The following is a 25,301-nucleotide window of genomic DNA, read 5'->3' as shown; positions in this document are numbered from 1 at the left end:
GCGGCACCGGCCCTCCTCCGCACGAAGGAACCACGCCATGAACCTCCCCACCATGCCCGCCGTCGTCCACACGCTCCAGCGGCGTCGGCTGTCCGTCACGCTCGCCGCCCTCGCTGCCACCGGTATCGCCCTGACCGGATGCTCGGCCGGCGTGCAGACGACGCCCTCGCAGACCTCACCCTCGCAATCGGCCTCCACGCCATCGACGGACGCCGGATCGGCGGCAGTGGCACAAGAGCTGCTCGCCGTACACGATCTGGCGGCGCTCGACGTCCGCGAGGTGATCGCGCGGCTCGAGGCGACGGCCCTCGTGGATCGTCCTGATGACCTCCTCGCCTCGGTGCAGCCCGACACGCTCGTGCTTCGAGACGCCAGGGGCAGAGAGGGCAGACTTCCCCTGCCCGACGACGCTGTCTACGTCTCGATCGCGCCGTTCCGCGATCAGACCCACGAGTGCCACTTCCACAGCCTCACGACGTGCGTGGGCGAGCTCGCCGACACGGAGGTCCGTGTCACCCTGACGACCGACGACGGGAGCATTGTCGTCGACGAGACCCGACGAACCCAGGACAACGGCTTCGTCGGCGTATGGGTGCCCCGCGGCCTCGAGGCGACGCTGACCGTCGAGAGCCAGGGGCTGATCGGCTCCGTGCCACTGTCGACGACCTCTCCCGACGACCGCACCTGCATCACGGATCTCCAGCTGCGGTGAGCCGACCGACGACGCGCTGAGCTCGTCCTGCCGCCGCGTGGCATGAAGAAGCGCACCCCTCCGTGTACGGAGGGGTGCGCTTCTGCTGTCGACGTGCGGCCTGCTAGGTCGCGAGCAGCGGCGGCACGTGCGAGATCGAAATCGGACGCGTGGCCCTGCTCGACCCGCGCATCCTCTCGACGTCCTCCAGCACTTCGAAGGCCGTACCGTATCGGGACGCGAGGGGAAGGTCGCGAAGCCACGTGACCTCGACCTCGGTCTCGGCCAGTTCGTACACGCACGCCACCACATGGCGCGGATCGTTCGGCGAGTAACGGAGGTCGTTGATCACCCACTCCGACGCCGTGATGCGATTCAGTATGAAACGTGGATCCGGAAGTTCAGACATGTGCGGGCCCTCCAGGACTCTCTCTTCCTCAAAGAGTGCGCCACGGTTCGGCTCGCGCAAAGCCCCTTGACACTGCTCGCGAAGGATGCCGCCGCGGGGTCAGGAGGCGTTGTCGGCGGCCTCGGCCGAGGCGACCTGCGCGCGCCACCAGGGTGTCTCGATGAATCCTCGCTTCATGAACACCAGTTCCATGGCCGCGTTCCATCCTCTGACTCCCTTGAGGTGCGCGATGGTCCCGGTGAGGAAGTCGTGGAGGGTCTCGGTGCTCGGCAGGATGATCTCGCAGTAGAGGGAGTTCTCCTCGAGCGCTGCGGCCAGGAAGCGCACCGAGACGTGCTGGGCGAGGGTGCGTGCCACCGAGGCGATCCGAGAGGGTTCCACCCGAAGGATGAGAAGTGTCTCGGCGCTCATGCCGAGTGCGGACGCCGGAACCATGGTCACGGTCGTCAAGCACCCGCCGTTGCGCATGCGTTCGTACCGGCGACGGACGCTGCTCTCGTTCATGTCCAGCTTGTCGCCGATCGACTGGAAGGAGGCACGACCGTTGTGTCGAAGCTCCTCGACGATCGCGCGGTCCGCGTCATCGAAGTGCGTGGGATCGCAGGTGTTCGGCGCGGGCATGTACGACTGCGGATCGCTCGCGGCTTCGGCGTGCGCGTCGTAGAGCTGCCTCCCCCAGTCGAAGCTCACCTTGTAGGTGTGCACGACCAGGTCGCTGCGCCAACGCTCGACACCCGGTATCGCCTGCAGGTCCGTGAGGACGTGCGCGTAGGTGGCGGAATCCCCCGGGATGACGACCTCGGCGAACACGTCGAACTTGCCGGTGACCAGCGTCACGAACCGCACGTAGGGCGAACCGATCAGAGCCTGCGCGACGCTCAGCTGGGAACCGGGCGTGCAGTTGATCCGGACGAAGAAGGTCTCTACATGGCCTTCACTGCCCAGCGTCGGAACGATCCCGACCCGCACCAGCCCCTCGGCGAGCAGCTGCTGTCCGCGTCGGGTGACCGTGGAGACGGCGGCTCCGGCGAACTCGGCGATCGACGTCCAACTCGCTCGGCCGTCCTGCTGCAGCGCGACGACGATCCGTCGGTCGAGGTCGCTCACTTCCCTCGTGAGATCGACGCTGCTCATCGGGTCGGCGGGTACACCCGGTGCAGGAACGTGCGCACGGTCTTCGTCCACGCCTCTGCCTCCTCGATCTGCGGGGAGTGCCCCGACTTCTCGAACACCACCATCTCGGAGTCCGGGATGAGATCGGCGATCGTCTGGCTACACGATACTGGCGTGATCCAGTCCGTCCGGCCCACGGTGATGAGTGTCGGCACACCGATCTCGGGCAGGCGCGGTTTGAGGTCGTAGTTCGGGAGGTTCACCGAGAAGGCGTAGTTGTGTGCGCGATAGCGGTACGGCGTCGCCTGCACCTTGCGCTCGGTCGCTTCCGGGTCGTACACGAAGTCGTACAGGGGCAGGATCTCGCGCCAGCAGTCCTTCAGGTCCTTGTCGTCGTGGACCTGTCCGGCGTCGATGCGGTCGAACTTCTCCATGTCGATCGTGACACGGTCCGAGGCGAGGGCGTTCTCACGCGCCAGGTGAGCGTTGGAGTTGTCCGGAGAGGTGTCGCGCAGCACGATCGCCTGTACGTGCTCCGGGTATCGCAGCGCGTACTCCATGGCCATGAAACCGCCGTACGAGCCACCGGCGATCACGATCCTCTCCGCACCGATCCACTCCCGCAGACCGTCGATGTCCGCCGCCCACTGCTCGTGGCTGTAGGTGCCGAGGCCCTCGCTCGCTCCGCTGCCGCGCGCATCGAACACCACGACGCGGTATTCGTCGGCGAGTCGACCGAAACTGGCGCGCGGTTCGGCGCGGGACCCGAGGCCGGGGGCTCCGTGATGGGTGATGATGACCGGAGCGCCCTCGGGACCGAGGACCTCGACGGCCAGGTGGTTCCCGTTGATCTCGACCCATTCGTGGTCACTGGTGGCTGCGGCGAACTCCGGGGATACCGGCGGGGTGGATGTCATGTTCTCTGCTTCTCTCGGATTCCGTGGGTCAGAGCGCGATCGTGCACTCGTCGAGGCTGCGCGGGAAGGTGGTCAGGGGTTCGGCGCCGGTGGCGGTCACGAGCATGCTGTCGCTGATCCGGTAGCCGGCGTGGCCCGGCACATAGATACCGGGTTCATTCGAGACGACCATTCCTGCCTCGAGCTGCGTGGCGTCTCCGTCTTCCAGCCATGGCGCCTCGTGCATGCCGAGACCGATGCCGTGCCCCTGCCGGTGCCGGATGTACTCTCCGAGTCCGGCGTCGCGGATCACATCGAGGCACAGGCGGTTGGCCTCACGGCACTCGAGCCCCGCACGGATGGTCTCGCGACCGCGCAGCTGTGCCGCGTGGATCGCGTCGTGGTACCGCCGCTGCTGCGCAGTGGGTTCGCCCAGCACGAAGGTGCGCTCCCCCTCGATGAACCGACCGCCGACCGCGCAGCCCAGGGAGAGCATGAAGGTGTCGCCGGCCTTGAGACGGTTCACCGAGGGGAGCCCGTGCGGGAAGGCGGAATTGGGCCCTGAATAGACCAGTCCCCCGGCCAGCAGTGACGCGACGACGACATTGCGGTGCTCGGCGTACATGATGCCGGTGCCGGTCGCGGTGACGTGTCGCTCGAGCTCGGCCTCGGTCGGAAGATCTCCCCCGGCCGCGACCGCCGCCTGCACCAGCTGCACGCCGGCGTCGAGCATCCGGTCGGTGACACGGGCCGCTTCACGGTGCAGCTCCACCTCCTCGGGGAACTTCACGTAGCGGGCGCGGGTGAGCAGCCCCGAGGCGACGAGATCGGCATCGGGCATCGCCTCCCTCGCCGCAGACAGGCGGGCGGACGGCATCGACGCCGCGAACCCGACCCGCCCGCGAGGTGAGACCGCACGGGCGAGCACTTCGAAGGGCGCGACGACGCCGGGATACTCGAAGAACGCGACCAGTTCCGCACGGGAAGACTGCGATTCGGCGTACTCGCGTTCCAGCTCGGGCAGCAGCATGACCACGCGGCCTCCCGCCTCGAGCCAGATCGCCACCGGACGCTCGGACGGGTGGTGGAAGAAACCGGTGAGGTACGCGATGTCCTCGGGGTGATCGGTGAGGAAGGCATCGAAACCCGCTTCGGCCATCCGCTCGCGCACCCTGGTCTGTACCCGGTCGAAGAACTCGGGCGCGAGACGCTGGTCGAACTCGGTCATCACGGTCTCCTATCGGGCGAGGTGGCGCGGGTTGCGCGCGTCGTTGTAGGCGATCGAGAGCAGTGTCGCGGAGAGCACCAGGATGAGGATCGCGATCGAGGGGAAGAGCGTCAGCCACCAGGCGCTGACCATCGCACCGGCCTGCTGCGCCTCGTAGAGGATGCGCCCCCAGGACCAGGTCGTCGGGTCGCCGAGGCCGAGGAAGGCCAGTCCCGCGGCCGAGAGCACAGCCCGTGAGGCCGTCACCACCACGGAGACGACGACCACCGGGGTCACAGCGGGCAGCACGTGCTTGGTGATGATCCACACCGGAGACGTGGTCATCAGCCGCGACGCGTCGACGTAGGGCAGACCGACCACCGTGAGCGCTTGAGAACGCACGAGGCGGGTGACCTCCGGCCAGGAGAACGCGGCGACCACGAAGATGATGGTCGATGTGCTCGGCCCCACCAACGCGGCGATCAGGATCATGAGCGGCAGCACGGGGAGCGAGAGCGTCATGTCGACGATCACGCTGATGAAGCTGTCGAGCTTGCGGAAGTACGCTCCGAGGACCGCGATGATCGTGCCGAAGACGATCGCGATCAGCGAGGCCGCCACGGCCACCAGCACACTCTGCTGCGTGCCCCAGATCACCTCGGAGAACACGTCCCGCCCGAGAGCATCGGTGCCGAACCAGTGGTCACCGCTCGGCGGACGCAGTACGTCGGGTCCGTAGCTGGCCGGATACGGAGCGATCAGAGGCGCGACGAGAGCCACGATCACGAGCAGGATCAGCAGTCCGAGGGAGATCATGCCGAGCGGGTCACGGCGGAACGCACGCCAGGTGTGGGCGCTCGCCCGCTCGCTGCCTGCAGCGGTCGGCTCACTCGGGGTCAGGGCCTCTGCGGAGGGCATCGGAGCGGTCATGAGGTCTTCACTCTCGGGTCCAGGTAGCCGTAGATGATGTCGGTGATGGTGTTCGCCACGACCACCGTGACGGCGAGCATGAGGAACGCACCCTGCAGGACGGGGAAGTCGAGCTGGGTGACTGCTTCGTAGATGCCACGGCCGATGCCGGGGTAGGCGAACACCGTCTCCGTGAGCACGGCGCCGCCGACCAGGAAGCCGAGCTGCAGTCCGATCAGGGTGGTGGTCGGGAGCAGGGCGTTGCGCAACGCATGCTTCCAGAGGATGCGGCTGCCGCGGATGCCGTTCGCCTTGGCGAGGAGGATGTAGTCCTCGCCGAGCGTCTCGATCAACGTCGATCGCATCGTCAGGACGTAGGAGCCCACCTGGATCAGCATGAGCGATACCGCAGGCAGGACGAGGTGCTGCGCGACGCTCAGATACCACTCGAAGCCGTAGGTGTTGTTGGTGTAGGCCCCACCGATCGGGAACCACCCCAGATTCAGACCGAACACGAACAGCAGCAGGATCGCGACGCTCGGCACGAACAGCGACTGCCCGGTGACTCCGAGCACCTGCACCGCCCTATCGACGAACCGTCCCTTGTGGGAAGCCGCGGCCACACCCAGCGGTACTCCGATGAGGATCGTGAGCACCAGCGCCGTGATGGTCAGCAGGAGCGTCCACGGCAACCGCTGCAGCAGGACGTCCGTGACCGGGATCGACTGTGTGAAAGAGATGCCGAGGTTCCCCTGCAGCAGCTGCCACATGTAGAGCCCGTACTGCACGATCAGGGGCTGGTCCAGACCGTACTGCTCGAGGATGGTCGCCCGGATGTCGTCCGTCATGTTCGGACTCGCCAGCGCCAGCGCCGGGTCACCGGGAAGCAGACGCAGCAGCAGGAACGTCACGGTCACGGCGAACCAGATCGTGAGCAGACCGCGACCGGCGCGACGGAGAATGAACGATGCTCGGGACACCCGGGCGACCTTCCTCGAGATTTCGGTGGTTGTTACTCGACCGGGTGCGCGCTCGCGAGCGAGAGCGGGTTCACGATCGAGAGCAGCTCGCTCGGCTTCGCGATGAAGCCGGCCCACTCGTCGCTGGCTGCGAAGAACAGGTTCTGCGTGTACATGATGTTGTCGTAGACCTGCTCATGGACGATCTTGTTCGCCTTGCGCATGATCGAGATCTTCTCGTCCTGGTCGAAGGTGACCATTCCCTCCTCGATCAGGGCGTTGAGGTCGGGATCGTCCACGTGCGTGTAGTTGATCGCCCCGCCGGGGAGATACGACAGCGAGAAGTTCGTCACCGGGTCGTCCATGATGGCGAAGTTGCCCGCATAGATGTCGTAGTCGCCCTCGCTTGTCATGGAGAGGTAGGTGTTGCGCTCGGTGCCCTGCAGCTCGATCGTGATGCCGGCTTCTGCCGCGCTGTCCTTCACCATCTGGGCCCACTGGCTGGTGACGCTGTCCTGCAGCGAGTAGATCAGCCGGAACGAGACCGGGAACTTCCCGCTCGCGTCCGCCGCGTAGCCGGCCTTCTCCATGAGCGAGCGCGACTTCTCGGGGTCGAACTCGTACTCCTTGACCGACTTGTCGTAGTACTTCGCGAGCACCGGCATCAGCGCACTGGAGCCCGTCGAGACGGCCTGCCCTTGCAGCACGACAGTGCGGATCGCGTCGTAGTCGACGGCATGGGCGAGTGCCTGACGGACCTCGGTCTTCGCGAGGTCCGGCCTGTCCATGTTGTAGACCAGGTGGGCGTAGCCGAGCCCCGGAGCCTCGATGACCTGCAGACCGTCGGTGTTGCCGAGCTGCTCGACCTGTGCCGGCGGCAGCGCGTTCGCGATCACATCGATCTCGCCGCTCTGCAGTGCCAGGATCTCGGTGTTCACGTCCGGATACACGCGATACACGACCTCGGCGGGTCCAGGGACGCCGCCCTTGACGAGCGGGTAGTCCTCGACGCGCTTCAGCGTGTAGTGCTGACCCACCTGGAAGTCGCTCATGATGAACGGGCCCATGCCCACCCATCCCCCGTCGCTGCCGTCGTTCGCGAACTCGGCGATCGATCCCTTCGGCTCGAAGACGTGCTGCGGGACGACGACACCCCAGAACCCGATCTCCTCGACGATGGACGAGTCCGGCTGGGTGAGAGTGAGCTCGACACGGGTGTCCGACACGGCTGTCGCGGTGTCGAGGTTGCCGAGCTGTCCGTAGAACGTGCCGGGGGCCTGATCGCGCTTGACCGCGTTCAGGGTCCACGCCACGTCTTCGGCGGTGAGGGGCTCGCCGTCGCTCCAGGTGAGGTCGTCGCGGATCTCGTAGAAGCCCGTGGTGTCATCCACGTAGCCCCAATCCGTGGCCACGTGGGCTTCCTTGCTGCCGTCATCGCTGATGCTCAGCAGGTGCGGATACATCAGGTTCGTGATCCACGAATCCGTTCTGCTGTTGCCGAGCACCGGGTTGAAGTTCACGACATCCGTCGTCGTGCCGATGCTGATCGTCTCGTCGCTCGGACCGGCGGAGCCGGACGACTCCCCCGGTTCCGGCGCGGACGGGGCGCACGCGGCGAGACCGACGGCGAGAGCCGCGGCCGCACCGAGGGCGAGGAACTTGCTGTACTTCATCAGACCCAGACCTCCTCGAGTACGCGCATGGTGTTCCCTCCGACGACGGCGCGAATCTCGTCGTCGGAGTAGTCGTGCTTCACAAGCCAGCCGATGATGTTGTAGAAGGCTTCGGCCGGGTTCTCGATGCCGTCGACGTACGGCTGCTTCTCGTAGTCGACGTTGGCGTGCGCCTGCCCCAGCGACAGGTTCGAGGAGAACGCGTCGTGAAGGCCGACGTGGTCCCCGAACAGCGTGTCCGGTCCGAAGCTCACGTGCTCCAGGCCCACCAGGTCGACGCAGTACTGGAAGTGATCCATCACCGACTCCAGCGAGTGCTTCGGGTGCTGGGGCGAGATGGTGGTGTGCGGAGCCGCCTCGATGCCGATCACACCGCCGCGCTTGGCGCACTCGATGATCGTCTCGTCGGTCTTCATGCGGTTGGTCGGCCACAGCCCACGAGCACCGGCGTGCGTGATGAAGACCGGCTTCGTCGAGTGGGCGATCACATCGAGGCACGTCTGGTCCCCGGAGTGGGAGATGTCGATCGCGATGCCGAGTTTGTTCATCCGCTCGACCGCGCGCTCGCCGAAGTATGTCAGTCCGCCGTCGCCCCGCTCCTTCAGTCCGCCTCCGAGCATGTTGGCCTCGGAGTAGGCGATGCCCATCTGACGCACGCCGAAGCCGTACAGCACGTCGAGGCGGTCGACCTCGTTCTCGATCATGGTCGACGCCTCGAGCGCGAAGATGTGCGCGACTCGGCCGGTCTCCGCCGCGTGGCGGATGTCCTTGATCGACTCGGCCTTGATCACGAAGTCCTGGTGCGCGAGGTCGGCCATGCGAACACCGAGGTCGAACAGCACGTCCTGGTACTTCCACCCTGCGTCGCTCGAGATGCAGCAGGTGCCGTCCATACCGTTGTCGAACACGGCCGTGAGTCCGGAACGGGCGAGACCCTGGTAGCCGGTGGGTTCGCGACCCTGGCGGATGTGGTCGCGTAGCTCGCCCATGTCCTCGGGGAAGACCTGCACGTGCTCGTGCAGGGAGATCACGGTCTCCTCGCGGAGCAGGCGCTCGGTGCGTTCGCGCTGCGCATCGCTCAGGCCGAGATCGTAAGCCGGGACGCGGCCGATCTGCTTGGCGTAGCGGAATTCGCGGTAGTCCTTGCCGGCTTCCAGATAGTCGTACGCGGTGTAGCCGGTGTACCGGCCAGCTTGTTCGAGCACGGATGCGCTCCTTCGGTTCGATGATGCGGGTGTCCCACTCGGTCACCAAGCGGGAGTTTCCTCGAATCTGGAGGATTTCGGCATAGATGTCAACCACTGTGATTATTTCCAGACGAAATGTTTCCTGTTCGAAACAATTCAGAGGCTGGAAGCTGGCATGATGGCACCCATGGAGAACGCACCCGCCCCCCGGAACACCGTCGTCCTGGACGTCAAGGGACTCACCGTCACCCTCACCGGCGAAGGCCGGCGCAACCGCGTGGTCGATGGCATCGACATCACCGTGCGCCGGGGCGAGGTCTTCGCGCTGCTGGGCGAGTCCGGATCAGGAAAGTCCATGACCGCCCGCGCGATCATGGGCCTCATCGACAACGGGGATGTGGAGGCGGACACCCTGACGCTCAGCGGGACCGATCTCCTCTCCCTCTCCGCCGAACAGCACAGGCGCCTGCGGGGTGTGCACGTCAGCCTGGTCATGCAGGACGCCCTTTCCGCGTTGAATCCGGTCCTCAGCATCGGCGATCAGATCATCGATCTGATCCGTGCTCACCGCAGCATCGGCCGGAGCGCCGCCCAGGCGCGCGCGGTCGAGCTGCTGGCCCTCGTCGGTATCCCCTCCCCCGACAAGCGTGTGCACGATTACCCGCACCAGTTCTCCGGCGGCCAGCGCCAGCGCATCCTGATCGCCATGGCGATCGCGCTGGACCCTGATCTCATCATCGCGGATGAGCCGACGACCGCGCTCGATGTGACAGTGCAGGCCCAGATCCTCGATCTGCTGCTCTCCCTGCGTGATCGACTCGGAATGGGGATCCTGCTCATCACGCACGACCTCGGTGTCGTGATGGAGGTCGCGGATCAGGTCGCCGTCATGCGCACCGGTCGCATCGTCGAAACGGGATCCGCCGACGTCGTGCTCACCGAGCCGCAGCATCCGTACACGGTGCAGCTGCTGAACTCGATGCCGCGAGATGTGAGCCCGGCGGCGCAGGATGCCGACACCCCGCCGATCCTGGAGGGACGCGGCCTCGAGCGCACCTTCCGTTCGGGAAGCGGGCGCCGTGCGCACCGGGTCGCCGCGGTAGCCGACGTCGACCTCGACCTCCGCCAGGGCGAGATCCTGGCGATCGTCGGCGAGTCCGGAAGCGGCAAGTCGACTCTGGCGCGGATGCTGGTCGGGCTCGACTCCCCCGATGCGGGAACCCTGCGCTACCGCGACCAGGATGTGACGAGAGGGCGGCTCCAGGATCGGAAGATCCTGCGGCGTGGGGTGCAGATGGTGTTCCAGGACCCCTACATGTCACTCAACCCCCGGATGACCGTGCAGCAGATCATCGCCGAACCGCTCGCCGCGACGCACTCGGGAACGCCGTCGAGCAGGCGCGAGCGCGTCGCCGAGCTGCTGGAACTCGTCGGCCTCACCGCCGAGATGGGTTCGCGTTTCCCGCACCAGTTCTCCGGCGGACAGCGTCAGCGCATCGGCATCGCTCGGGCACTCGCACTCGACCCGGACGTCCTGGTGTGCGACGAACCCGTCTCGGCGCTGGATGTGTCGATCCGCGCACAGATCATCGACCTGCTGTGCGAGCTGCGGGAGCGACTGGGAATGTCGATCGTCTTCATCGCGCACGATCTCTCCCTCGTGCGGCACATCGCCGACCGCGTCGCGGTCATGTACCTGGGCGAGATGGTCGAGATCGGTGAGACCGAAGACGTCTACCTTCGCGCAGAGCACCCCTACACCCGGTCGTTGCTCTCGGCCATTCCTCCCCAGACACGCGCCGACCGGGGCATGCTCGCGCGCCGCACCCGAATGAGCGCGTGAACGCGGAGCAGCGCGGAGTCAGCGCCCCGGTCGCACCGTGAGGTCGGTGATCTCCGCATCGCGTGGAAGATCGAGCGCCGTGAGGATGGTCGTGGCGACCGCGTCCGGCGTGATGAACCGCTCGGCGTCGTAGTCCTGGCCCTCCTGCTGGTGCACGCGCTCCTGCATGGGAGTGGCTGTGCGGCCGGGATAGATCGACGTCACCCGCACTCCGTGCGCGGCCTCCTCGGCGCGCAGCGCATCGGCAAGCGCACGGAGACCGTGCTTCGACGCCGCATACGCCGACCACCCGGCGTTGGCGCGGAGGCCCGCTCCCGAGTTGACGAACACGATCTGCCCCTGTGACACGCGCAGGACGGGCAGAAGCAGGCGCGTGAGCTCGGCAGGGGCGATGAGATTCACGGCGAGCTGCTGCTCCCACAGCGCGGGAGCGAGATCAGCCACATCGCCGAGGTCGACGACGCCGGCGACGTGGACGAGCGCATCGATCCGCTCGGGCAGCTGCTGCTTCGACAGCGCCCACGACAGTCGCCCCGGCTGGGAGAGGTCTCCGACGAGGACGGAAGCTCCGGGAAGCGTCTCCGCGATCTGTCTGGCACGCCCGGCATCGCGGGCGAGCGCCACGACGTCGTCGCCGCGATCCAGGAGCCGTCTAGCGAGAACAGCCCCTATGCCGGAACCCGCACCGGTGACGAGGTGCGTTGACACGTCAGCCCTGGTCGGTGGCGGCAGGCACCGCCACGTCGATCGGAACGACGGGGCAGTCCTTCCACAGACGCTCCAGCCCGTAGTACACGCGCTCCTCCTGGTGGAACACGTGCACGATCAGGTCACCGAAATCGAGCAGCACCCAGCGAGCCTCCGCCCGACCCTCTCGGCGGACGCGCTTGTGCCCGGACTCGATCAGGCGGTCTTCGATCTCGTCGGCGATCGCGGCGACATTGCGCTCGCTGTTTCCGGTGACGAGCAGGAAGATGTCGACGAGCGGAAGCGGCTCGGAGACGTTGAGTGCGACGAGATCCTCTCCGCCCTTGTCGACGGCGGCCTGTGCTGCCAGACGCAGCATCTCTTCGGCGGTTTCAGGTGATTGCATCAGAACACATTCGTGGTGATGGCGATGATGACGACGACACCGACAGCGAGGGCAAGCCCTCCGGCGACGATCGCCAGGGTGATCATCAGCCGGTTGCCCTTCTCAGGCGCCGGCGGACGGATCACCTCGCCGGCGGGCTTGATGGTGCTGACCGCCGAGCTGGCGGCGATCGGCGTAGGCGACGACGCGGGGGGAAGCTCGCCGTCGATGAGAACGGCGTCGACATCCTTGCCGTCGGTGGTTCCGAGTGCGTGGCCCTGCGAACCCATGCCCTGCGGCAGTTCGTACGACCCCGTCACGAGGATCTCGCCGGTCGATGCGACGGGACCGGAGAGCGATCCCTCTCCGGGAGAGGGTGTGAAGATCAGCGCATTCGGCGCGGAGTGCTGGGAGCCGGTCGAGTCGCCGACCGTGAGCAGCTCATCGAAAGACGGGCGGAAGGGCGCGTGCGGGTCGGGAGCGTCTGCGAGCAGCCCCTCGCCGAAAGCGGAGTTGACGGTCGGGCGTGCGTCGCCGACGACCTCATCCCCGGCGTCGTCGACATCGGCGAGCACGTCGTCGGGATCCTGCTCGCCGGCGTCCTCTGCCTGGGCGGGAAGCCCGAGGGCCGCAGCCACATCGTCCTCATCGCCCGTGGACGCCGCCGTGGTCTCCAGCGGGACCTCGCCCACCGCGTCTGCGGCGACCGATGCCCGGACGGGCTCTACGGCGACATCATCATCATCGTCGTCGTCGGCATCGCCCGGCTCTTCGTTGCGGGTGAAGTCAGGAACGCCCGACACGATCTCCGCGGGCGCGGCAGCGGCGTCGGAGGGGCCCGCTTCGGCGGGCTGCTCCGCTTCCCCGTCGCCGGCAGCAGCGACGCCGTCTTCCGAGGTGCCTTCCGGTGTGACCACCGGCACGGAGGCCGTGCGGACCTTCTCGAGCTCGCGCACCTGACGACGCGTGAGCGGTGCGTCACCGTTCGCGGCGTCGACGACCGGTGCCGGTGCGACCTCCACGGGGTCGGCGGCCCGAGGCAGCGGCGGCGCGGGGGGCGCGGCTTCCGCCGCGGCGGCGGCCTCCTCGCTGGTGATGACGGGGGTCGAACCCGTCAGACGGATCTCCCGCAGCTGCTTGCGCGTCAGCGGACCCTGCTCCTGGCGATCCGATGTACTCATGCCTTGCTCCGATACAGATGATGCTTCGCTATGTACTGAACGACCCCATCAGGGACCAGATACCAGACCGGCTGATCGTCGCGAACGCGTTCACGGCAGTCCGTCGATGAGATCGACAGCGCCGGCACTTCCAGTTGGCTGACGTTGTCGCTCGGGAGGCCGTCGGTGCTCAGGACATGTCCCGGGCGCGAGACCGCGACGAAGTGGGCCAACTCCCACAACTCATCATGGTCCCTCCAACTGAGAATTTGCGCCACGGCGTCGGCTCCGGTGATGAAGAAGAGGTCCGCATCCGGGCGATCACGCTTCAGATCGCGCAGCGTGTCGATCGTGTAGGTGGGCCCCTCACGGTCGATGTCGACCCGGCTCACGGTGAACTGCGGATTCGACGCGGTGGCGATCACCGTCATGAGGTAGCGATGCTCGCTCGGCGAGACGCCCGACTTCTGCCACGGGTGACCGGTGGGAACGAACACCACCTCGTCGAGGCCGAAGGAGTTCGCCACCTCGCTGGCTGCGACCAGGTGGCCATGGTGGATGGGGTCGAACGTGCCGCCCATCACACCTATGCGCGGGGGGCGCGTGGTCGCAGCGTCGTTCATGGGGGCCTAGTGGCCGTGTCCCGCCTCGTGGCCGTCCTTGCCGTGCTGTGCGGCCCAGGCCTCGGCCTTGGCCGAGTGGCGGTTGGCGACGTTCTTGTAGGAGAAGGTCACCAGTCCGAGGAAGGCGAACACGACCGCAGCGATGGCTCCGAAGATCACCGTTTCGAGCGCGACGTTGCCGTGGTGCTCTGTTTCGGCAGCGGCCATCGCGATCTGTGCGACGAGGTTCATCCTGACTCCGTTTCGTGGCGTGCTGTTCGGGATCCTGTGAGGTACAGCGTCCCCCAGTCTAGCCCTCAGCCGCGGGTCTGCCCCGACCCACGCGCGAGCCATTTCGTGCTGGTCAGCTCTGCGACGCCCATCGGCCCTCGAGCGTGCAGCTTCTGGGTCGAGATGCCGACCTCCGCGCCGAAGCCGAACTCGCCGCCGTCCGTGAAGCGGGTGGACGTGTTCACCATCACGACGGCGGAATCCACCTCGGCCAGGAAGCGCTCCGCATTGCGCGTGTCGGTCGTGATGATCGACTCCGTGTGACCCGTGCTGTAGCGGCGGATGTGGTCGAGCGCCTCGTCCAGGGACTCCACGACCTTGATCGCGATGTCGAGGCTGAGGTACTCGGTCTTCCAGTCCTCCTCTGTGGCGGGGATCACGTTCGACATGAGGCCGACGACCATGTCATCGCCGTGGATCGCGACGCCCTCGCTCTGCAGCGCGCTGGCCACCAGCGGGATCAGACGCGGTGCCGCCTGTCGATGCACGAGCACGGTCTCCACCGCATTGCACACGCTCGGCCGCTGCACCTTGGCGTTCACGACGATGTCGCTCGCCCAGTCGTCCGGGGCGGTCTCATCCAGGAAGATGTGAACGTTGCCTGCCCCGGTCTCGATCACAGGCACGGTCGATTCGGTGACGACGGTCTCGATGAGGCCGGCACTTCCCCGCGGCACCAGGACGTCGATGAACCCTCGCCCGTGCATGAGCGCCTTCGCGCCGTCCCGGCCGAAGTCGTCAATCGTCTGGATCGCCTCGGCTGTGAGCCCTGCACTCTCCACCGCCCGCCGCATCACGTCGACGAGCACGGTGTTCGACTCCCGGGCGGCGCTCCCGCCACGCAGCACGACGGCGTTGCCCGACTGCAGCGCCAGAGCGGCGATGTCGACCGTCACGTTGGGGCGGGCTTCGTAGATCGCGCCGACGACGCCGAAAGGTACGCGCACCTGCTCGAGGGCGACACCGTTGGGCATCCGGTGGCCGCCGACGACGCGCCCGACCGGGTCACCGAGAGCGGCGACCTCACGCACGGCGGCCGCCAGTGCCGCGACACGCTTCTCGTCGAGACGCAACCGATCGATGAGTGACTCCCCGATGCCCTCCGCGCGTCCGCGGGCGATGTCACGACCGTTCGCCTCGATGATCTGCACAGCGGAATCGCTCAGCGCCACAGCGATCGCTTCGAGCACTCGCGCCTTGTCATCGCTCGTGAGTGCAGCCGTGGCGCGAGAGGCCTCTTTGGCGCGCTCCAGGCGCACCTGCGGGGTCTGGTCGGTCATCCGCCCAGTTTATGAGGTGGCCGGCTCGAACCAGGTCCCTATTTCGGCGCCGGCCAGGGCCTGCGCGACGAGGTCGGCGCTGGTGACCAGCACACCGATGCCAGACGCCGCGGCAAGACGGGCGGCGGAGACCTTGGTCGCCGCTCCCCCGGTGCCCACGCTGTTGACGACGGTCGCCCCGAACTCCAGGCCGGTGAGATCGGCGTTCGGCGCGACCACGTCGATCGGCTCGGCGCCGGGATCGGTCGGAGGCTTCGTGTACAGCGACTCGATGTCGCTGAGCAGGATGAGGGCGTCCGCCTCGATCAGCTGAGCGACCAGCGCACCGAGCCGGTCGTTGTCACCGAAGCGGATCTCCTGTGTCGCGACCGTGTCGTTCTCGTTGACGATCGGAAGCGTGCGCAGGCCGAGCAGGCGCTCCATCGCGCGACGGGCGTTGGAACGCGACGTCGGGTTCTCGAGGTCACCGGTCGTCAGGAGCACCTGGCCCGCGACGATGTCGAACGGACGCAGCGACTCCTGATAGCGGTACATCAGGATGTTCTGGCCGACGGCGGCCGCGGCCTGCTGGGTCGCGAGGTCGGTCGGACGAGCATCCAGCCGCAGGAAGGGGATGCCGGACGCGATGGCACCCGACGACACCAGCACGACCTCGATCCCCCGCGCGTGCGCCGCAGCCAGGGCTTCGACGATGACGGGGATCCGCCATGAGGAGTCCCCGCTGATCGAGGACGACCCGACCTTGACGACGATGCGGGACGCGGTGGCGAGGTCCGCGCGGGTGCGTGCTGTCACTCGCCGTCCTCGCGGTACGCGGCGAGACGCTGCGTCTCCACCTCGGCGCGGGCTTCGGCCTTCGCGTCCATGCGCTCGTAGTACTGCTCACGGCGCTCGGAGGTGGTCCGGCGTGCGTTCGGAGCCAGACGCGGGTCGGTTCCGCGCGGCGCGGCCATCGCCTCGGCGGCGGACGTCATGGTGGGCTCCCAGTCGAACACGATGCTGTCGCCCTCGCCGATCACGACGGTCGACCCCTGCACGGCGCCGAGTCGGAACAGCTCGTCCTCCACGCCGAGCTTCTCGAGTCGATCCGCGAGGTAGCCCACGGCCTCCTCGTTCTGGAAGTCGGTCTGCTGCACCCAGCGGACCGGCTTCTCGCCAAGGATGCGGTACACGTTGCCGTAGGTGCCGCCCTCGACCCGGATGGTGAAGTCCTTCTTGGAACCACGCGGGCGGATCACGACGCGCTCCGGCGGTGTCTCGAGCGCCGCTTCGGCGCGGGCCTTCTCCACCAGCTCACCCAGTGCGAAGGTGAGAGGGCGCAGCCCCTCGTGCGAGACGGTGGAGATCTCGAACACGCGGAACCCACGAGCCTCGAGATCGGGGCGGACGAGGTCGGCGAGGTCGCGCGCCTCCGGCACATCGATCTTGTTCAGCGCGATGAGCTGCGGGCGCTCGAGCAGCGGAGTCTGCCCCTCGGGGACCTCGTACGCGCCGAGCTCGGCGAGGATGACGTCGAGATCGGAGATCGGATCGCGCCCCGGCTCGAGAGTCGCGCAGTCGAGCACGTGCAGCAGTGCGGAGCAGCGTTCGACGTGGCGCAGGAACTCGAGACCGAGCCCGCGGCCCTCGCTGGCGCCCTCGATGAGACCCGGCACGTCCGCGACGGTGTAGCGGAAGTCGCCCTGCTGAACGACGCCGAGGTTCGGGTGCAGGGTCGTGAAGGGGTAGTCGGCGATCTTGGGCCGCGCCGCCGAGATCGCGCCGATCAGGCTCGACTTGCCGGCGGACGGGTAGCCGACGAGAGCGATATCGGCGACCGTCTTCAGTTCGAGGACCACGTCGCCCTCGTATCCGGGCGTGCCGAGCAGGGCGAAGCCCGGTGCTTTGCGCTTGGGGGTGGCGAGAGCGGCGTTACCGAGCCCGCCCATCCCGCCCTTCGCGACGACGAACCGCTCGCCGGGGATGATCATGTCGATGAGGACTTCACCCGCGGTGTTCTTCACCACGGTGCCGACCGGCACGGGGAGCTCGAGCGTCTCACCCAGGAAGCCGGAACGGTGATCGCCCATGCCGGGACCGCCGTTGCCGGAGGACCGGTGCGGCGAGTGATGGTACGACAGCAGCGTTCCGGTCTGCGGGTCCGCCACGAGGACGACGTCTCCGCCGTCGCCGCCGTTGCCTCCATCGGGACCACCCAGCGGCTTGAACTTCTCGCGGTGCACGGAAACGCAGCCGTTGCCGCCCTTACCCGCACGAAGGTGCAGTGTGACGGTGTCGACGAACGTGACCATGTGCGGATTCCCCTGTATGTGAGTGGTGTTTCGGCGTGCAGATACACGGACGGGGCGAGCCGAAGCCCGCCCCGAACCGGATAACTAGTGTCGCGCTGTGATCACTCAGCTGCGGCGACGATGTTGACGACCTTGCGGCCGCCCTTCGCGCCGAACTGGACCGCACCGGCGGCCAGAGCGAACAGCGTGTCGTCGCCGCCACGGCCGACGTTGACGCCGGGGTGGAAGTGCGTGCCGCGCTGGCGGACGATGATCTCGCCGGCGAGGACCTGCTGACCGCCGAAGCGCTTCACGCCGAGGCGCTGAGCGTTGGAGTCACGACCGTTACGGGTTGAGCTTGCGCCCTTTTTATGTGCCATGTCCTAGTCCCCTCTGGCTTACTTGATGCCGGTGATCTTGACGCGCGTGAGCTCCTGACGGTGGCCCTGGCGCTTCTTGTAGCCGGTCTTGTTCTTGTACTTCTGGATGATGATCTTCGGGCCGCGGAGGTTGCCGATGACCTCAGCCGTGACCTTGACCTTGGCCAGCGAGTCAGCGTCGGTGGTCACCGTGGCGCCGTCGACGAGCAGCACCGCGGCCAGCTCGATCTTCTCGCCCTGGGCAGCCTTGACACGGTCGAGCTGAACGATCGTGCCGACCTCGACCTTCTCCTGCCGCCCACCGGCGCGCACTACTGCGTAAACCACTTCATACCTGTTTCGTTGGGGAGCTCGCGGCTCCGAGATCTCACGGGAAGACTGTTGCTTGCATGCACCGTGGAACGGCGGGCGCGAACGCAAGGCTCTCCGCTTCGACCGACGAGGACGACGCGGCATACGCACCAAGGGACTACTTTACCGGATGCGGGTCGGTGTCGCAAAGCGAGGTGGGTCCGTACATCGCGGCTCGCTCCAGCAGCCCCTGCCCCACCGGCGCGGACCTAGGCTGAAAGGGTGACCGTACTCGTCGACGACCCGCTCTGGCCCGCCCACGGACGCCTGTGGGCGCACCTCGTGAGCGACGAGAGCCTCGACGAGCTGCACGCGTTCGCGCGCGAGAACGACGTCGCCGCACGCGCTTTCGATCTCGACCACTACGACGTGCCGGAGGAGACCATCCCCCGGCTCGTCGCCGCCGGCGCCCAGCACGTCACGGGCAAGGAGCTGGTGCGCCGACTGATCGCCTCAGGACTCCGAGTCCGCAGCCGCGACCGGCGCTGACGGCTCGTTGTTCACCGAGACGGGCGTGCCGGTGAGCGCCGCTGTGCTCACCCGACGACGTCCTCGCCCCTGACCCGGCGCCTTCGGCTCCGGGAGAGCGTCGAGGACGGAGTCGAGCAGCGCCTCGGCGGGAGACTTCGGGCCCTTGCGGTCGCCGCCCCGCTTCTTGCGAGCCTTCTTCGGACGATCGGCACCTGCGGGCGCTTCCGACGTGACGTCGGCCGCCTCGGCTTCCGGCGCCCCATCCGCCGCCGGAGCGATGGTGGAGGCGGCGATCTGCGCGAGGGCCGACTTCGCCCCCTCCGTGATGCTGTGGGTGACCGCGGAGGCAGCCGGAGCGCTCTGGTTCTGAACGTTCCCGTTGCCACCGCCGCCGCGCTGACGACGCCCGCTCTGCCCGTTGCCGCCGCCGTTGTTGTTGCCGTTGGAGCGGTGCTTCACGACCGGGTCGTGGTGCACGATGACGCCGCGACCTGCGCAGACCTCGCAGGCCTCGCTGAAGGTCTCGAGCAGGCCGAGCCCCAGCTTCTTGCGCGTCATCTGCACGAGCCCGAGCGAGGTGACCTCGGCGACCTGGTGCTTGGTCCGGTCGCGGCTCAGGCATTCGATCAGGCGCCGCAGCACGAGATCGCGATTGGACTCCAGGACCATGTCGATGAAGTCGACGACGATGATGCCGCCGATGTCACGCAGGCGCAGCTGGCGGACGATCTCCTCCGCTGCCTCGAGGTTGTTCTTGGTGACCGTCTCCTCGAGGTTTCCGCCCGAGCCGACGAACTTGCCGGTGTTGACGTCGACGACCGTCATGGCCTCGGTGCGGTCGATCACGAGCGAGCCACCGGAGGGCAGCCACACCTTGCGATCGAGAGCCTTCTCGATCTGCTCCGTGATGCGGAACGCATCGAACGGATCGGTCTCGTCCTCATACGCCTCGACGCGCTCGAGCAGGTCGGGAGCCACGCTCTCCAGGTAGGCGCGGATGGTCTGCTGCGCATCCTCGCCCTGGATGAGCATCTTGGTGAAGTCCTCGTTGAAGACGTCGCGGACGATCTTCACGAGAAGGTCGGGCTCCGCGTGCAGGAGCGCGGGCGCCTGCTGGTTCTCGACCTGCTTCTGGATGTGCTCCCACTGCGAGGTGAGACGCTGCACGTCACGAGTGAGCTGGTCCTCGGTGGCACCCTCGGCCGCCGTGCGGACGATCACCCCGGAGGACTCCGGCAGCACCTCCTTGAGGATGCGCTTGAGGCGTGCCCGCTCGTTGTCGGGAAGCTTGCGGCTGATGCCGTTCATGGAACCGCCCGGCACGTAGACCAGGTAGCGGCCGGGCAGGGAGATCTGGCTGGTGAGACGAGCACCCTTGTGTCCGACCGGGTCCTTGGTGACCTGGACGAGCACGCGATCGCCGGGCTTGAGCGCCAGTTCGATGCGGCGCGGCTGGTTGCCCGTCTCGACGCCGTCCCAGTCGACCTCGCCGGAGTACAGCACGGCGTTGCGTCCACGACCGATGTCGACGAACGCGGCCTCCATGCTGGGAAGCACGTTCTGCACGCGTCCGAGGTAGACGTTGCCGATCAACGACGCGTCCTGGTTCCGGGCGACGTAGTGCTCGACCAGCACGCCGTCTTCGAGGACACCGATCTGCGTGCGGCCGTTCTTGGAGCGCACGACCATCTTGCGGTCGACGGACTCGCGACGTGCGAGGAACTCGGCCTCGGTCACGACGGGGCGACGACGACCAGCGTCACGCCCGTCCCGGCGACGCTGCTTCTTCGCCTCGAGGCGGGTGGATCCCTTGATGGCCTTCGGCTCGGTGATGTACTCGACGACGCGCTGACGCTGACGCGGCTCTTCGCGCTGGTCGTCACCCTCGGAACCGCCACGGCGGCGACGGCCGCGGCCGCGACCCGCGGGCTCGTCCTGCGACTGCTCGCGCTCGGCGATCCGGTCGAAGATGCGCTCGCGCCCCGGCTGCGCGGGGAGCGGGACGATCTCAGGCGCGTAGAAGTGCAGCTGTGTGGAGACCTGCGAGACGAACACCTCGGGAAGCAGACCGAGCGACACAGCAGTCACCAGACCCGGAGCTTCGGGAGCGGCCGGAGCTTCCTCCTCGGTGATGGTCGCCTCGACGGCGGTCGTCGACTGCGCGACCGACTCCTCTGCGGTGGCTTCCTCGACGACTCCGGCTTCCGAGGGCTTCTCCGCGACGGCGGACTCCCCCTCCGGCACCTCGAGCGCCTCAGCAGCAGCCTGGGCCTCGGCAGCCGCTTCCGCGTCAGCGGCAGCTTCGGCTTCCGCCTCAGCCACGGCATCAGCGACGGAATCGGCCGCGGCAGCGGCATCGTCGGCAGCAGCCGCGGCATCGTCCGCCGCGGCGTAGCCGGCGGCCACAGCATCGGCAGCGGCGTCCTCGGCCCGTTCAGCGGCGTCGGAGTTCTCGTCACCCTCGATCGACGCCTCTGCAGGGCCGTCGACATCCGGAGCGGTGGGCTCCGTCAGCTCTCCCGCGGCGTCAGCCGGGAAGTCGAGGGTGGGGGCGTTGTTGTCATTGTTCTCATCGGCCATCTCTGGCTTACTCCCTGCACGGGACACTAGGTGCCCCGTGAAATCTCATGCGGTACCCGCGGGTTCCGCGAACTCACTCGGTCTGCGACCGGCTCATGGCTCTGATCGCGTGGGGCATTGGACCCCGAAGTCTTCTCGACGCGTGTCGCGGCAAACGCCGTTCATCGCATCACAGGCCATTATCGCACGCTGCACGCCAACCGCCTACTTCCCAGTCGGCACATGGCATGTCGGGGTGGTGGGCCGAAGGCGGTGGGCCAAAATCACCCGCTCCGAAGGTGTTCGGCGGCTCTCTCTCAGACGTAACACGGTCAGAAGGGAGCACATTGTGTCCACCAAGAAGCACCGCGCGAGGATCTGGAATCCCGCCGCCCAGAAGCACGATGACTTGGGCTACTACGAGACCCCGGAGGAGCGAGACCTAGTCATCGCACAGGCCCGCCTGGAGCGCAGCCAGGGCCGCCTCCCGAGGGTGATTGAAGACAGGGCCAAGGGTGGAGAGTTGTTCGTGACCTTCGCGGAACGCACCGTCCTGGACCGTAAGCGCCGCGTCAGCCCGAGCACCTGGACCAACTACAACTCGATGCTCCAGCGCTGGATCATCCCCACCTTCGGCCAGATGAAGCTCCGAGACATCCGATCCCGTGATGTGGACCGGTGGTTCAACCACGTATTGCCTGAGGGCTCCCCGAGCAACGGCCAGCGGTACGCCGTGCTGTCCCTCATCATGCGCCGCGCCGTCATCATGGAGGAGATCACCTCCAACCCGTGCGTCCTGGAGGGCGTCAGCGCGACGAAATCGAAGCGGAGGCCTACGTGGAGCATCAAGGATTTCCACGTCCTCGTGGAGGCCGCAGCGGACAACCAGGAGCGCGCCCTCCTCTGGGTGCTCGCCGGGTCGGGATGCCGCATCGGTGAAGCCCTCGCGCTCAATGTGGAGGACGTGGACTTGGGCAACGGCGACATCACGGTCAAGGCCCACGTGGTCGGCACGACCATGGTGGAGGGCACGAAGGCCCATGCCGATCAGATCCGCCACCTCTCGCTCCTCCCGCAGTCCCGGGAGGCCATCAAGATCCACCTGGAGGAGTGCAAGCGGGTGATGCACCAGCCGTTGTTCACCCACAGCCGCGGAGGCCGGATGCACTACGACACCGCGCGCCGGATCTTCGACTCGATCCGGGGGTCCCGAGGACTGGACGCCTTCACGATTCACGACCTCCGCCATCTCGCCCTCACCGAGTTCGGCAAGACCGGCGCGACGTTGGCCGAGATCATGCAGAGGGGCGGACACTCCGACATGAGAACGGCGCTCCGTTACCAGCACGCCAGCCGTGAGCGCGACCGTGCGCTGGTCGAGAAGATGGCGCAGGCGTTCTCGTGACTGAGCCCCGGGACTTTGACGCGATTTTGCGAGAGGAAGAGAAGCGAGAGGCAGACGCGCGGATGAAGTCAAAATTCGCGGCCCTCTGGGCGGAGGCTAAGGCAGCGTTTCGCTCGGATGTCGGCCTCGTCATCGAGCTGGCCAACGAGGTGCATCGAGTGATCGAGTTCGAGCGGGATAGCACCGCCCGTAGCGAGCGCGCCCGGAAGGCCAGTGCTCTCGGTGTGGCTGCAAGAGCGGCACGGAAGGCGGAGCGCGATGCCGCCGAGGGCTAAACATCCTCGCTGACGGTCACGGCATTCCCCCACACCCAGCACCGGAACGTCTCGTCTTCCCCCTGGAACTCGATCCCGGCTGCGAGCGGCGTGGAGCGCATGATCTTGGCATTCACCCGCACGGCTTCAGCGCCGAATCGCACCCACGCCTGCACCCGCCGCTGCAAGGCGTGCGGGTAGACCGTGACAGGATGCTCTCGCAGGGCTAATTCTCGATCTGAGAGGGTCTGGAGCGGGCCGCGCCGGGCCGCTGCTGAGACGGAGGCACGCGCGCTGCGGACGTCGGTGGCGTACTTCAGTCGGTCGCTCGCGCCCACGGTCAGCCTCCTCTCGCGACCTAAATCGAGGGTAGCAAGAGTCGAACATACGTTCTATTCGGGATTCGGGATCAGGATTGGCTCTACCGCCTAGTAGCCTCGTGATACTCACGAGGGGGAATTCACATGTCGCACGACTACGACGTCGCGGTCACCTTCGCTGGGGAGGACCGCGCCTTTGTTGAGGCCGTGGTCGCCCAGGTGAAGGCGTCGGGGTTCACGGTGTTCTATGACGAGGACGCCAAGTCCGAGATGTGGGGCGTGGACCTCCCCGAGTTCTTCGCGGACATCTACGAGCGCCGCGCTCGGTACGCGATGATGTTCGTCTCGGTCCATTACGCCGCCAAGCCGTGGACCCGACTCGAACGTCGGAGCGTGCTTGCGCGAGCGATGCAGGAATCATCGCCGTACCTGCTTCCCGTCCGTTTGGACTCGACGGAGCTCCCCGGCGTGAGATCCACCATCGGCTATCTGGACGGGCTCAGAGAGACGCCCACGGGGGTGGCCAACGCGCTGAAGGCCAAGCTGGGTGCTCCGGCGACGTCGGGCGAGCGCAAGTTCAACGGGCGCGTTCCGCGCACGGACACCGAATTCGCGACCATGTTGGGCGAGCGCCCTCCGGCGTGGGAGTACTTGGCCCTCGCGTACTGGCTCCGCGAGGGAATCGATGCACGGCAAGACGCCTTCAACGATCACCGACTTCGGTTCGCTTTGCCCACTGACACCATCCCAGAAGACGCGCTGGTCGCGTTCGCGCAGTCTCAGCAAGCTCAACTTCTCGCTCTCGCCCAGAGCTTTGAAGATCTGTTGCTTGGCCCGGCTCAGGTGGCAGCACTCGGCGCTCCGGGTGAGCCGGGTGATCCCGCCCTTATCAAGCACCTGGCATCACGCATGATCGCCGTCTACCAGGCCCTCCTGGACTGGTCGAACCGCATCCGGAGCACAGCGACAGGAAGTGATGAAGGTCGAGAACTCCTCCAGGCTCTGGCTGAGTATGCCGCGCAACCGATTGAGGCTATCTACGCCTTCGTCTCCGAGTTTCAACAGAACATGGATGGGATGTCGGCTCGGCTGTTGGCGGGCGAGAACGTCAACCTAACCATGCGCATTGAGTTCGAGATCACAAAGGCAGTGAGCAAGCGTTATGAGGCCGCGCTGAAGGCGTTCGTACGCCGACGTCGCTGATCTAGATGCTCTCGGTGCTTCATTCCGTTCCCGGAGTGTCGCCAAGTAGCGAGGTGGCCATCCGAGACTATGAGCAGATGCTGCTCTGCTACACGGATGAATCCGACGAGGGTGGCTTCTTCGTGTTCTCGGGCGTGATCCTGAAGGGCAAGGGAGTTCTCCGACTGACGCGTGATCTAGACGGGATCGTGGCCCGGGCGTCTCGACAGCTTGGAGTGCCGAGGACGGCTGAGATCCACGCCTACGACGTCTTCCACATGAAGAATGACTGGGCAGGTATCTCCGCGGACGATAGCATCAGGATCTTCACCGAGGTGCTTGATGCTGTGATCGGGCACAGCCAGCGGATCGTCCTGCAGGGTGTTTCACGTGAACGGCTGCTGCGTAAGCAGACGCGTCAAAACTACCCGGAGGTCTACTCCGCGGAACGAGTTGCGCTGACCTACCTGCTACAACGCGTCGAGCAAATTGCGCGGAAGCGTACGACGCTTGTCATCGCTGACGAACGGCACGACAGTGCCGAGATGCGCGACCTCTTCAGTGATTTCAAGCTGATCGGCACGCCGGGCGCGTACATGCGCACCAATCTAGAACGCGTCATCGATACGATCCACTTCGCGCCTAGCCATCGCTCGCGGGCTTTGCAGGCGGCTGACGTGTTCGCATTTCTCTACCGACGCCGGCTAGCGGGCAAAGAGAGCAACCCTCTCGCCGAGGCAGCCATGAAAGAGCTGTGGAAGAGAGCTGAGACATCGAGAAAGCTCTACGCCCTTGGCTCTTGGCCCTAACGCGCGTG

Annotated in this window: 27 protein-coding genes; 7 read left to right on the top strand and 20 right to left on the bottom strand. The window is 66.7% G+C overall.

Features of this window, described 5'->3' with window-relative positions; genetic code table 11:
- Nucleotides 1–37: 37 nt before the first annotated feature.
- Nucleotides 38–712 (top strand): CueP family metal-binding protein, encoded by a 675-nt coding sequence (locus HDC31_RS18225; protein WP_257022314.1) that lies wholly within the window; start codon nucleotides 38–40, stop codon nucleotides 710–712.
- A gap of 103 nt (nucleotides 713–815) precedes the next feature.
- Here the strand turns inward: HDC31_RS18225 and HDC31_RS18220 are convergent, their stop codons facing one another.
- The 8 genes from HDC31_RS18220 to HDC31_RS18185 all read right to left on the bottom strand — a co-directional run bounded on the left by HDC31_RS18220 (nucleotide 816) and on the right by HDC31_RS18185 (nucleotide 9,062).
- On the bottom strand, nucleotides 816–1,100 hold the full coding sequence (locus tag HDC31_RS18220; RefSeq protein ID WP_046749229.1) for a hypothetical protein: 285 nt from the start codon (nucleotides 1,098–1,100) through the stop codon (nucleotides 816–818).
- A 99-nt stretch (nucleotides 1,101–1,199) separates the two neighbouring features.
- On the bottom strand, nucleotides 1,200–2,285 hold the full coding sequence (locus tag HDC31_RS18215; protein WP_242868633.1) for an Lrp/AsnC family transcriptional regulator: 1,086 nt from the start codon (nucleotides 2,283–2,285) through the stop codon (nucleotides 1,200–1,202).
- Complete coding sequence (locus HDC31_RS18210; protein WP_113681540.1) at nucleotides 2,231–3,130, bottom strand: alpha/beta fold hydrolase; 900 nt, start codon at nucleotides 3,128–3,130, stop codon at nucleotides 2,231–2,233. Before HDC31_RS18210 ends, HDC31_RS18215 begins: the two co-directional genes overlap by 55 nt.
- A 28-nt stretch (nucleotides 3,131–3,158) precedes the next feature.
- A complete protein-coding gene (locus tag HDC31_RS18205) occupies nucleotides 3,159–4,337 on the bottom strand; it encodes a Xaa-Pro peptidase family protein (RefSeq protein ID WP_046749231.1) in 1,179 nt (392 codons plus the stop codon).
- Between the two features lie 9 nt (nucleotides 4,338–4,346).
- Nucleotides 4,347–5,246: an ABC transporter permease gene (locus HDC31_RS18200; protein ID WP_179516394.1), complete on the bottom strand. Its 900-nt coding sequence runs from the start codon at nucleotides 5,244–5,246 to the stop codon at nucleotides 4,347–4,349.
- Nucleotides 5,243–6,205 (bottom strand): ABC transporter permease, encoded by a 963-nt coding sequence (locus tag HDC31_RS18195; protein WP_046749232.1) that lies wholly within the window; start codon nucleotides 6,203–6,205, stop codon nucleotides 5,243–5,245. Before HDC31_RS18195 ends, HDC31_RS18200 begins: the two co-directional genes overlap by 4 nt.
- Before the next feature lie 32 nt (nucleotides 6,206–6,237).
- The gene (locus HDC31_RS18190) at nucleotides 6,238–7,857 is read right to left on the bottom strand and encodes an ABC transporter substrate-binding protein (RefSeq protein ID WP_046749233.1); all 1,620 of its coding nucleotides are present in this window, start codon (nucleotides 7,855–7,857) and stop codon (nucleotides 6,238–6,240) included.
- Complete coding sequence (locus HDC31_RS18185; protein WP_046749234.1) at nucleotides 7,857–9,062, bottom strand: dipeptidase; 1,206 nt, start codon at nucleotides 9,060–9,062, stop codon at nucleotides 7,857–7,859. The genes HDC31_RS18190 and HDC31_RS18185 overlap by 1 nt, the downstream gene beginning before the upstream one ends.
- Before the next feature lie 169 nt (nucleotides 9,063–9,231).
- Between HDC31_RS18185 and HDC31_RS18180 the strand changes: the two genes are divergently transcribed.
- Complete coding sequence (locus HDC31_RS18180) at nucleotides 9,232–10,887, top strand: ABC transporter ATP-binding protein (protein ID WP_179516393.1); 1,656 nt, start codon at nucleotides 9,232–9,234, stop codon at nucleotides 10,885–10,887.
- A gap of 18 nt (nucleotides 10,888–10,905) precedes the next feature.
- On the opposite strand, the gene HDC31_RS18175 is transcribed toward HDC31_RS18180, so the two are convergent.
- The 10 genes from HDC31_RS18175 to rplU all read right to left on the bottom strand — a co-directional run bounded on the left by HDC31_RS18175 (nucleotide 10,906) and on the right by rplU (nucleotide 18,269).
- Nucleotides 10,906–11,595 carry an SDR family oxidoreductase gene (locus HDC31_RS18175; protein WP_058631412.1) on the bottom strand — a complete coding sequence of 230 codons (690 nt, stop codon included), beginning with the start codon at nucleotides 11,593–11,595 and terminating at the stop codon, nucleotides 10,906–10,908.
- A 1-nt stretch (nucleotide 11,596) separates the two neighbouring features.
- Nucleotides 11,597–11,980: a ribosome silencing factor gene (gene rsfS / locus HDC31_RS18170; RefSeq protein WP_046749236.1), complete on the bottom strand. Its 384-nt coding sequence runs from the start codon at nucleotides 11,978–11,980 to the stop codon at nucleotides 11,597–11,599.
- Entirely contained in the window at nucleotides 11,980–13,140 is a 1,161-nt protein-coding gene (locus HDC31_RS18165) for a hypothetical protein (RefSeq protein ID WP_046749237.1), read from the bottom strand. The genes rsfS and HDC31_RS18165 overlap by 1 nt, the downstream gene beginning before the upstream one ends.
- Entirely contained in the window at nucleotides 13,137–13,742 is a 606-nt protein-coding gene (gene nadD / locus HDC31_RS18160) for a nicotinate-nucleotide adenylyltransferase (RefSeq protein ID WP_021198523.1), read from the bottom strand. Before nadD ends, HDC31_RS18165 begins: the two co-directional genes overlap by 4 nt.
- A 6-nt stretch (nucleotides 13,743–13,748) precedes the next feature.
- A complete protein-coding gene (locus HDC31_RS18155; protein ID WP_021198522.1) occupies nucleotides 13,749–13,973 on the bottom strand; it encodes a hypothetical protein in 225 nt (74 codons plus the stop codon).
- A gap of 65 nt (nucleotides 13,974–14,038) precedes the next feature.
- Complete coding sequence (locus HDC31_RS18150) at nucleotides 14,039–15,292, bottom strand: glutamate-5-semialdehyde dehydrogenase (protein ID WP_113681812.1); 1,254 nt, start codon at nucleotides 15,290–15,292, stop codon at nucleotides 14,039–14,041.
- A gap of 9 nt (nucleotides 15,293–15,301) precedes the next feature.
- Nucleotides 15,302–16,087 (bottom strand): glutamate 5-kinase, encoded by a 786-nt coding sequence (proB, locus tag HDC31_RS18145; protein ID WP_046749239.1) that lies wholly within the window; start codon nucleotides 16,085–16,087, stop codon nucleotides 15,302–15,304.
- Nucleotides 16,084–17,583, bottom strand: a complete 1,500-nt coding sequence (gene obgE / locus HDC31_RS18140; protein WP_046749240.1) for a GTPase ObgE — start codon at nucleotides 17,581–17,583, stop codon at nucleotides 16,084–16,086. Before obgE ends, proB begins: the two co-directional genes overlap by 4 nt.
- Nucleotides 17,584–17,684: 101 nt before the next feature.
- Complete coding sequence (gene rpmA / locus HDC31_RS18135) at nucleotides 17,685–17,942, bottom strand: 50S ribosomal protein L27 (RefSeq protein WP_028501603.1); 258 nt, start codon at nucleotides 17,940–17,942, stop codon at nucleotides 17,685–17,687.
- Nucleotides 17,943–17,960: 18 nt separating this feature from the next.
- Entirely contained in the window at nucleotides 17,961–18,269 is a 309-nt protein-coding gene (gene rplU / locus HDC31_RS18130; RefSeq protein ID WP_028501602.1) for a 50S ribosomal protein L21, read from the bottom strand.
- 246 nt (nucleotides 18,270–18,515) lie between these two features.
- On the opposite strand from rplU, the gene HDC31_RS18125 reads away from it, so the two are divergent.
- On the top strand, nucleotides 18,516–18,782 hold the full coding sequence (locus HDC31_RS18125; protein WP_113681811.1) for a DUF4031 domain-containing protein: 267 nt from the start codon (nucleotides 18,516–18,518) through the stop codon (nucleotides 18,780–18,782).
- On the opposite strand, the gene HDC31_RS18120 is transcribed toward HDC31_RS18125, so the two are convergent.
- Complete coding sequence (locus HDC31_RS18120; RefSeq protein ID WP_113681814.1) at nucleotides 18,747–21,344, bottom strand: Rne/Rng family ribonuclease; 2,598 nt, start codon at nucleotides 21,342–21,344, stop codon at nucleotides 18,747–18,749. The genes HDC31_RS18125 and HDC31_RS18120 overlap by 36 nt on opposite strands.
- Before the next feature lie 328 nt (nucleotides 21,345–21,672).
- Between HDC31_RS18120 and HDC31_RS20440 the strand changes: the two genes are divergently transcribed.
- Nucleotides 21,673–22,728, top strand: coding sequence for a site-specific integrase (locus HDC31_RS20440; protein WP_147251398.1), 1,056 nt, complete (start codon nucleotides 21,673–21,675; stop codon nucleotides 22,726–22,728).
- A complete protein-coding gene (locus HDC31_RS18110; RefSeq protein ID WP_113681809.1) occupies nucleotides 22,725–23,003 on the top strand; it encodes a hypothetical protein in 279 nt (92 codons plus the stop codon). The genes HDC31_RS20440 and HDC31_RS18110 overlap by 4 nt, the downstream gene beginning before the upstream one ends.
- Here the strand turns inward: HDC31_RS18110 and HDC31_RS18105 are convergent.
- A complete protein-coding gene (locus HDC31_RS18105; RefSeq protein WP_113681808.1) occupies nucleotides 23,000–23,320 on the bottom strand; it encodes a hypothetical protein in 321 nt (106 codons plus the stop codon). The two genes, HDC31_RS18110 and HDC31_RS18105, sit on opposite strands and share 4 nt — an antisense overlap.
- A 126-nt stretch (nucleotides 23,321–23,446) precedes the next feature.
- On the opposite strand from HDC31_RS18105, the gene HDC31_RS18100 reads away from it, so the two are divergent.
- Both HDC31_RS18100 and HDC31_RS18095 read left to right on the top strand, forming a co-directional pair.
- A complete protein-coding gene (locus HDC31_RS18100; protein WP_113681807.1) occupies nucleotides 23,447–24,505 on the top strand; it encodes a toll/interleukin-1 receptor domain-containing protein in 1,059 nt (352 codons plus the stop codon).
- A 53-nt stretch (nucleotides 24,506–24,558) separates the two neighbouring features.
- Complete coding sequence (locus HDC31_RS18095; protein WP_179516392.1) at nucleotides 24,559–25,293, top strand: DUF3800 domain-containing protein; 735 nt, start codon at nucleotides 24,559–24,561, stop codon at nucleotides 25,291–25,293.
- The last annotated feature ends 8 nt before the right edge of the window (nucleotides 25,294–25,301 follow it).

Origin of the sequence: Microbacterium sp. JAI119 (genome assembly GCF_013410135.1) — a bacterium.
In the GTDB taxonomy this organism is placed as follows: domain Bacteria; phylum Actinomycetota; class Actinomycetes; order Actinomycetales; family Microbacteriaceae; genus Microbacterium; species Microbacterium oxydans.
Note: the sequence above shows the minus strand (reverse complement) of the source record. Positions and strands in the feature narration are given on the sequence as shown.

What these genes read in the sequence shown, in the direction of transcription:
- HDC31_RS18225 (WP_257022314.1), top strand. Translation starts at nt 38, where the DNA reads ATGAACCTCCCCACCATGCCCGCCGTCGTCCACACGCTCCAGCGGCGT.
- HDC31_RS18220 (WP_046749229.1), bottom strand. Translation starts at nt 1,100, where the DNA reads ATGTCTGAACTTCCGGATCCACGTTTCATACTGAATCGCATCACGGCG.
- HDC31_RS18210 (WP_113681540.1), bottom strand. Translation starts at nt 3,130, where the DNA reads ATGACATCCACCCCGCCGGTATCCCCGGAGTTCGCCGCAGCCACCAGT.
- HDC31_RS18205 (WP_046749231.1), bottom strand. Translation starts at nt 4,337, where the DNA reads ATGACCGAGTTCGACCAGCGTCTCGCGCCCGAGTTCTTCGACCGGGTA.
- HDC31_RS18200 (WP_179516394.1), bottom strand. Translation starts at nt 5,246, where the DNA reads ATGACCGCTCCGATGCCCTCCGCAGAGGCCCTGACCCCGAGTGAGCCG.
- HDC31_RS18190 (WP_046749233.1), bottom strand. Translation starts at nt 7,857, where the DNA reads ATGAAGTACAGCAAGTTCCTCGCCCTCGGTGCGGCCGCGGCTCTCGCC.
- HDC31_RS18180 (WP_179516393.1), top strand. Translation starts at nt 9,232, where the DNA reads ATGGAGAACGCACCCGCCCCCCGGAACACCGTCGTCCTGGACGTCAAG.
- rsfS (WP_046749236.1), bottom strand. Translation starts at nt 11,980, where the DNA reads ATGCAATCACCTGAAACCGCCGAAGAGATGCTGCGTCTGGCAGCACAG.
- HDC31_RS18165 (WP_046749237.1), bottom strand. Translation starts at nt 13,140, where the DNA reads ATGAGTACATCGGATCGCCAGGAGCAGGGTCCGCTGACGCGCAAGCAG.
- nadD (WP_021198523.1), bottom strand. Translation starts at nt 13,742, where the DNA reads ATGAACGACGCTGCGACCACGCGCCCCCCGCGCATAGGTGTGATGGGC.
- HDC31_RS18155 (WP_021198522.1), bottom strand. Translation starts at nt 13,973, where the DNA reads ATGAACCTCGTCGCACAGATCGCGATGGCCGCTGCCGAAACAGAGCAC.
- HDC31_RS18150 (WP_113681812.1), bottom strand. Translation starts at nt 15,292, where the DNA reads ATGACCGACCAGACCCCGCAGGTGCGCCTGGAGCGCGCCAAAGAGGCC.
- obgE (WP_046749240.1), bottom strand. Translation starts at nt 17,583, where the DNA reads ATGGTCACGTTCGTCGACACCGTCACACTGCACCTTCGTGCGGGTAAG.
- rpmA (WP_028501603.1), bottom strand. Translation starts at nt 17,942, where the DNA reads ATGGCACATAAAAAGGGCGCAAGCTCAACCCGTAACGGTCGTGACTCC.
- HDC31_RS18120 (WP_113681814.1), bottom strand. Translation starts at nt 21,344, where the DNA reads ATGGCCGATGAGAACAATGACAACAACGCCCCCACCCTCGACTTCCCG.
- HDC31_RS18100 (WP_113681807.1), top strand. Translation starts at nt 23,447, where the DNA reads ATGTCGCACGACTACGACGTCGCGGTCACCTTCGCTGGGGAGGACCGC.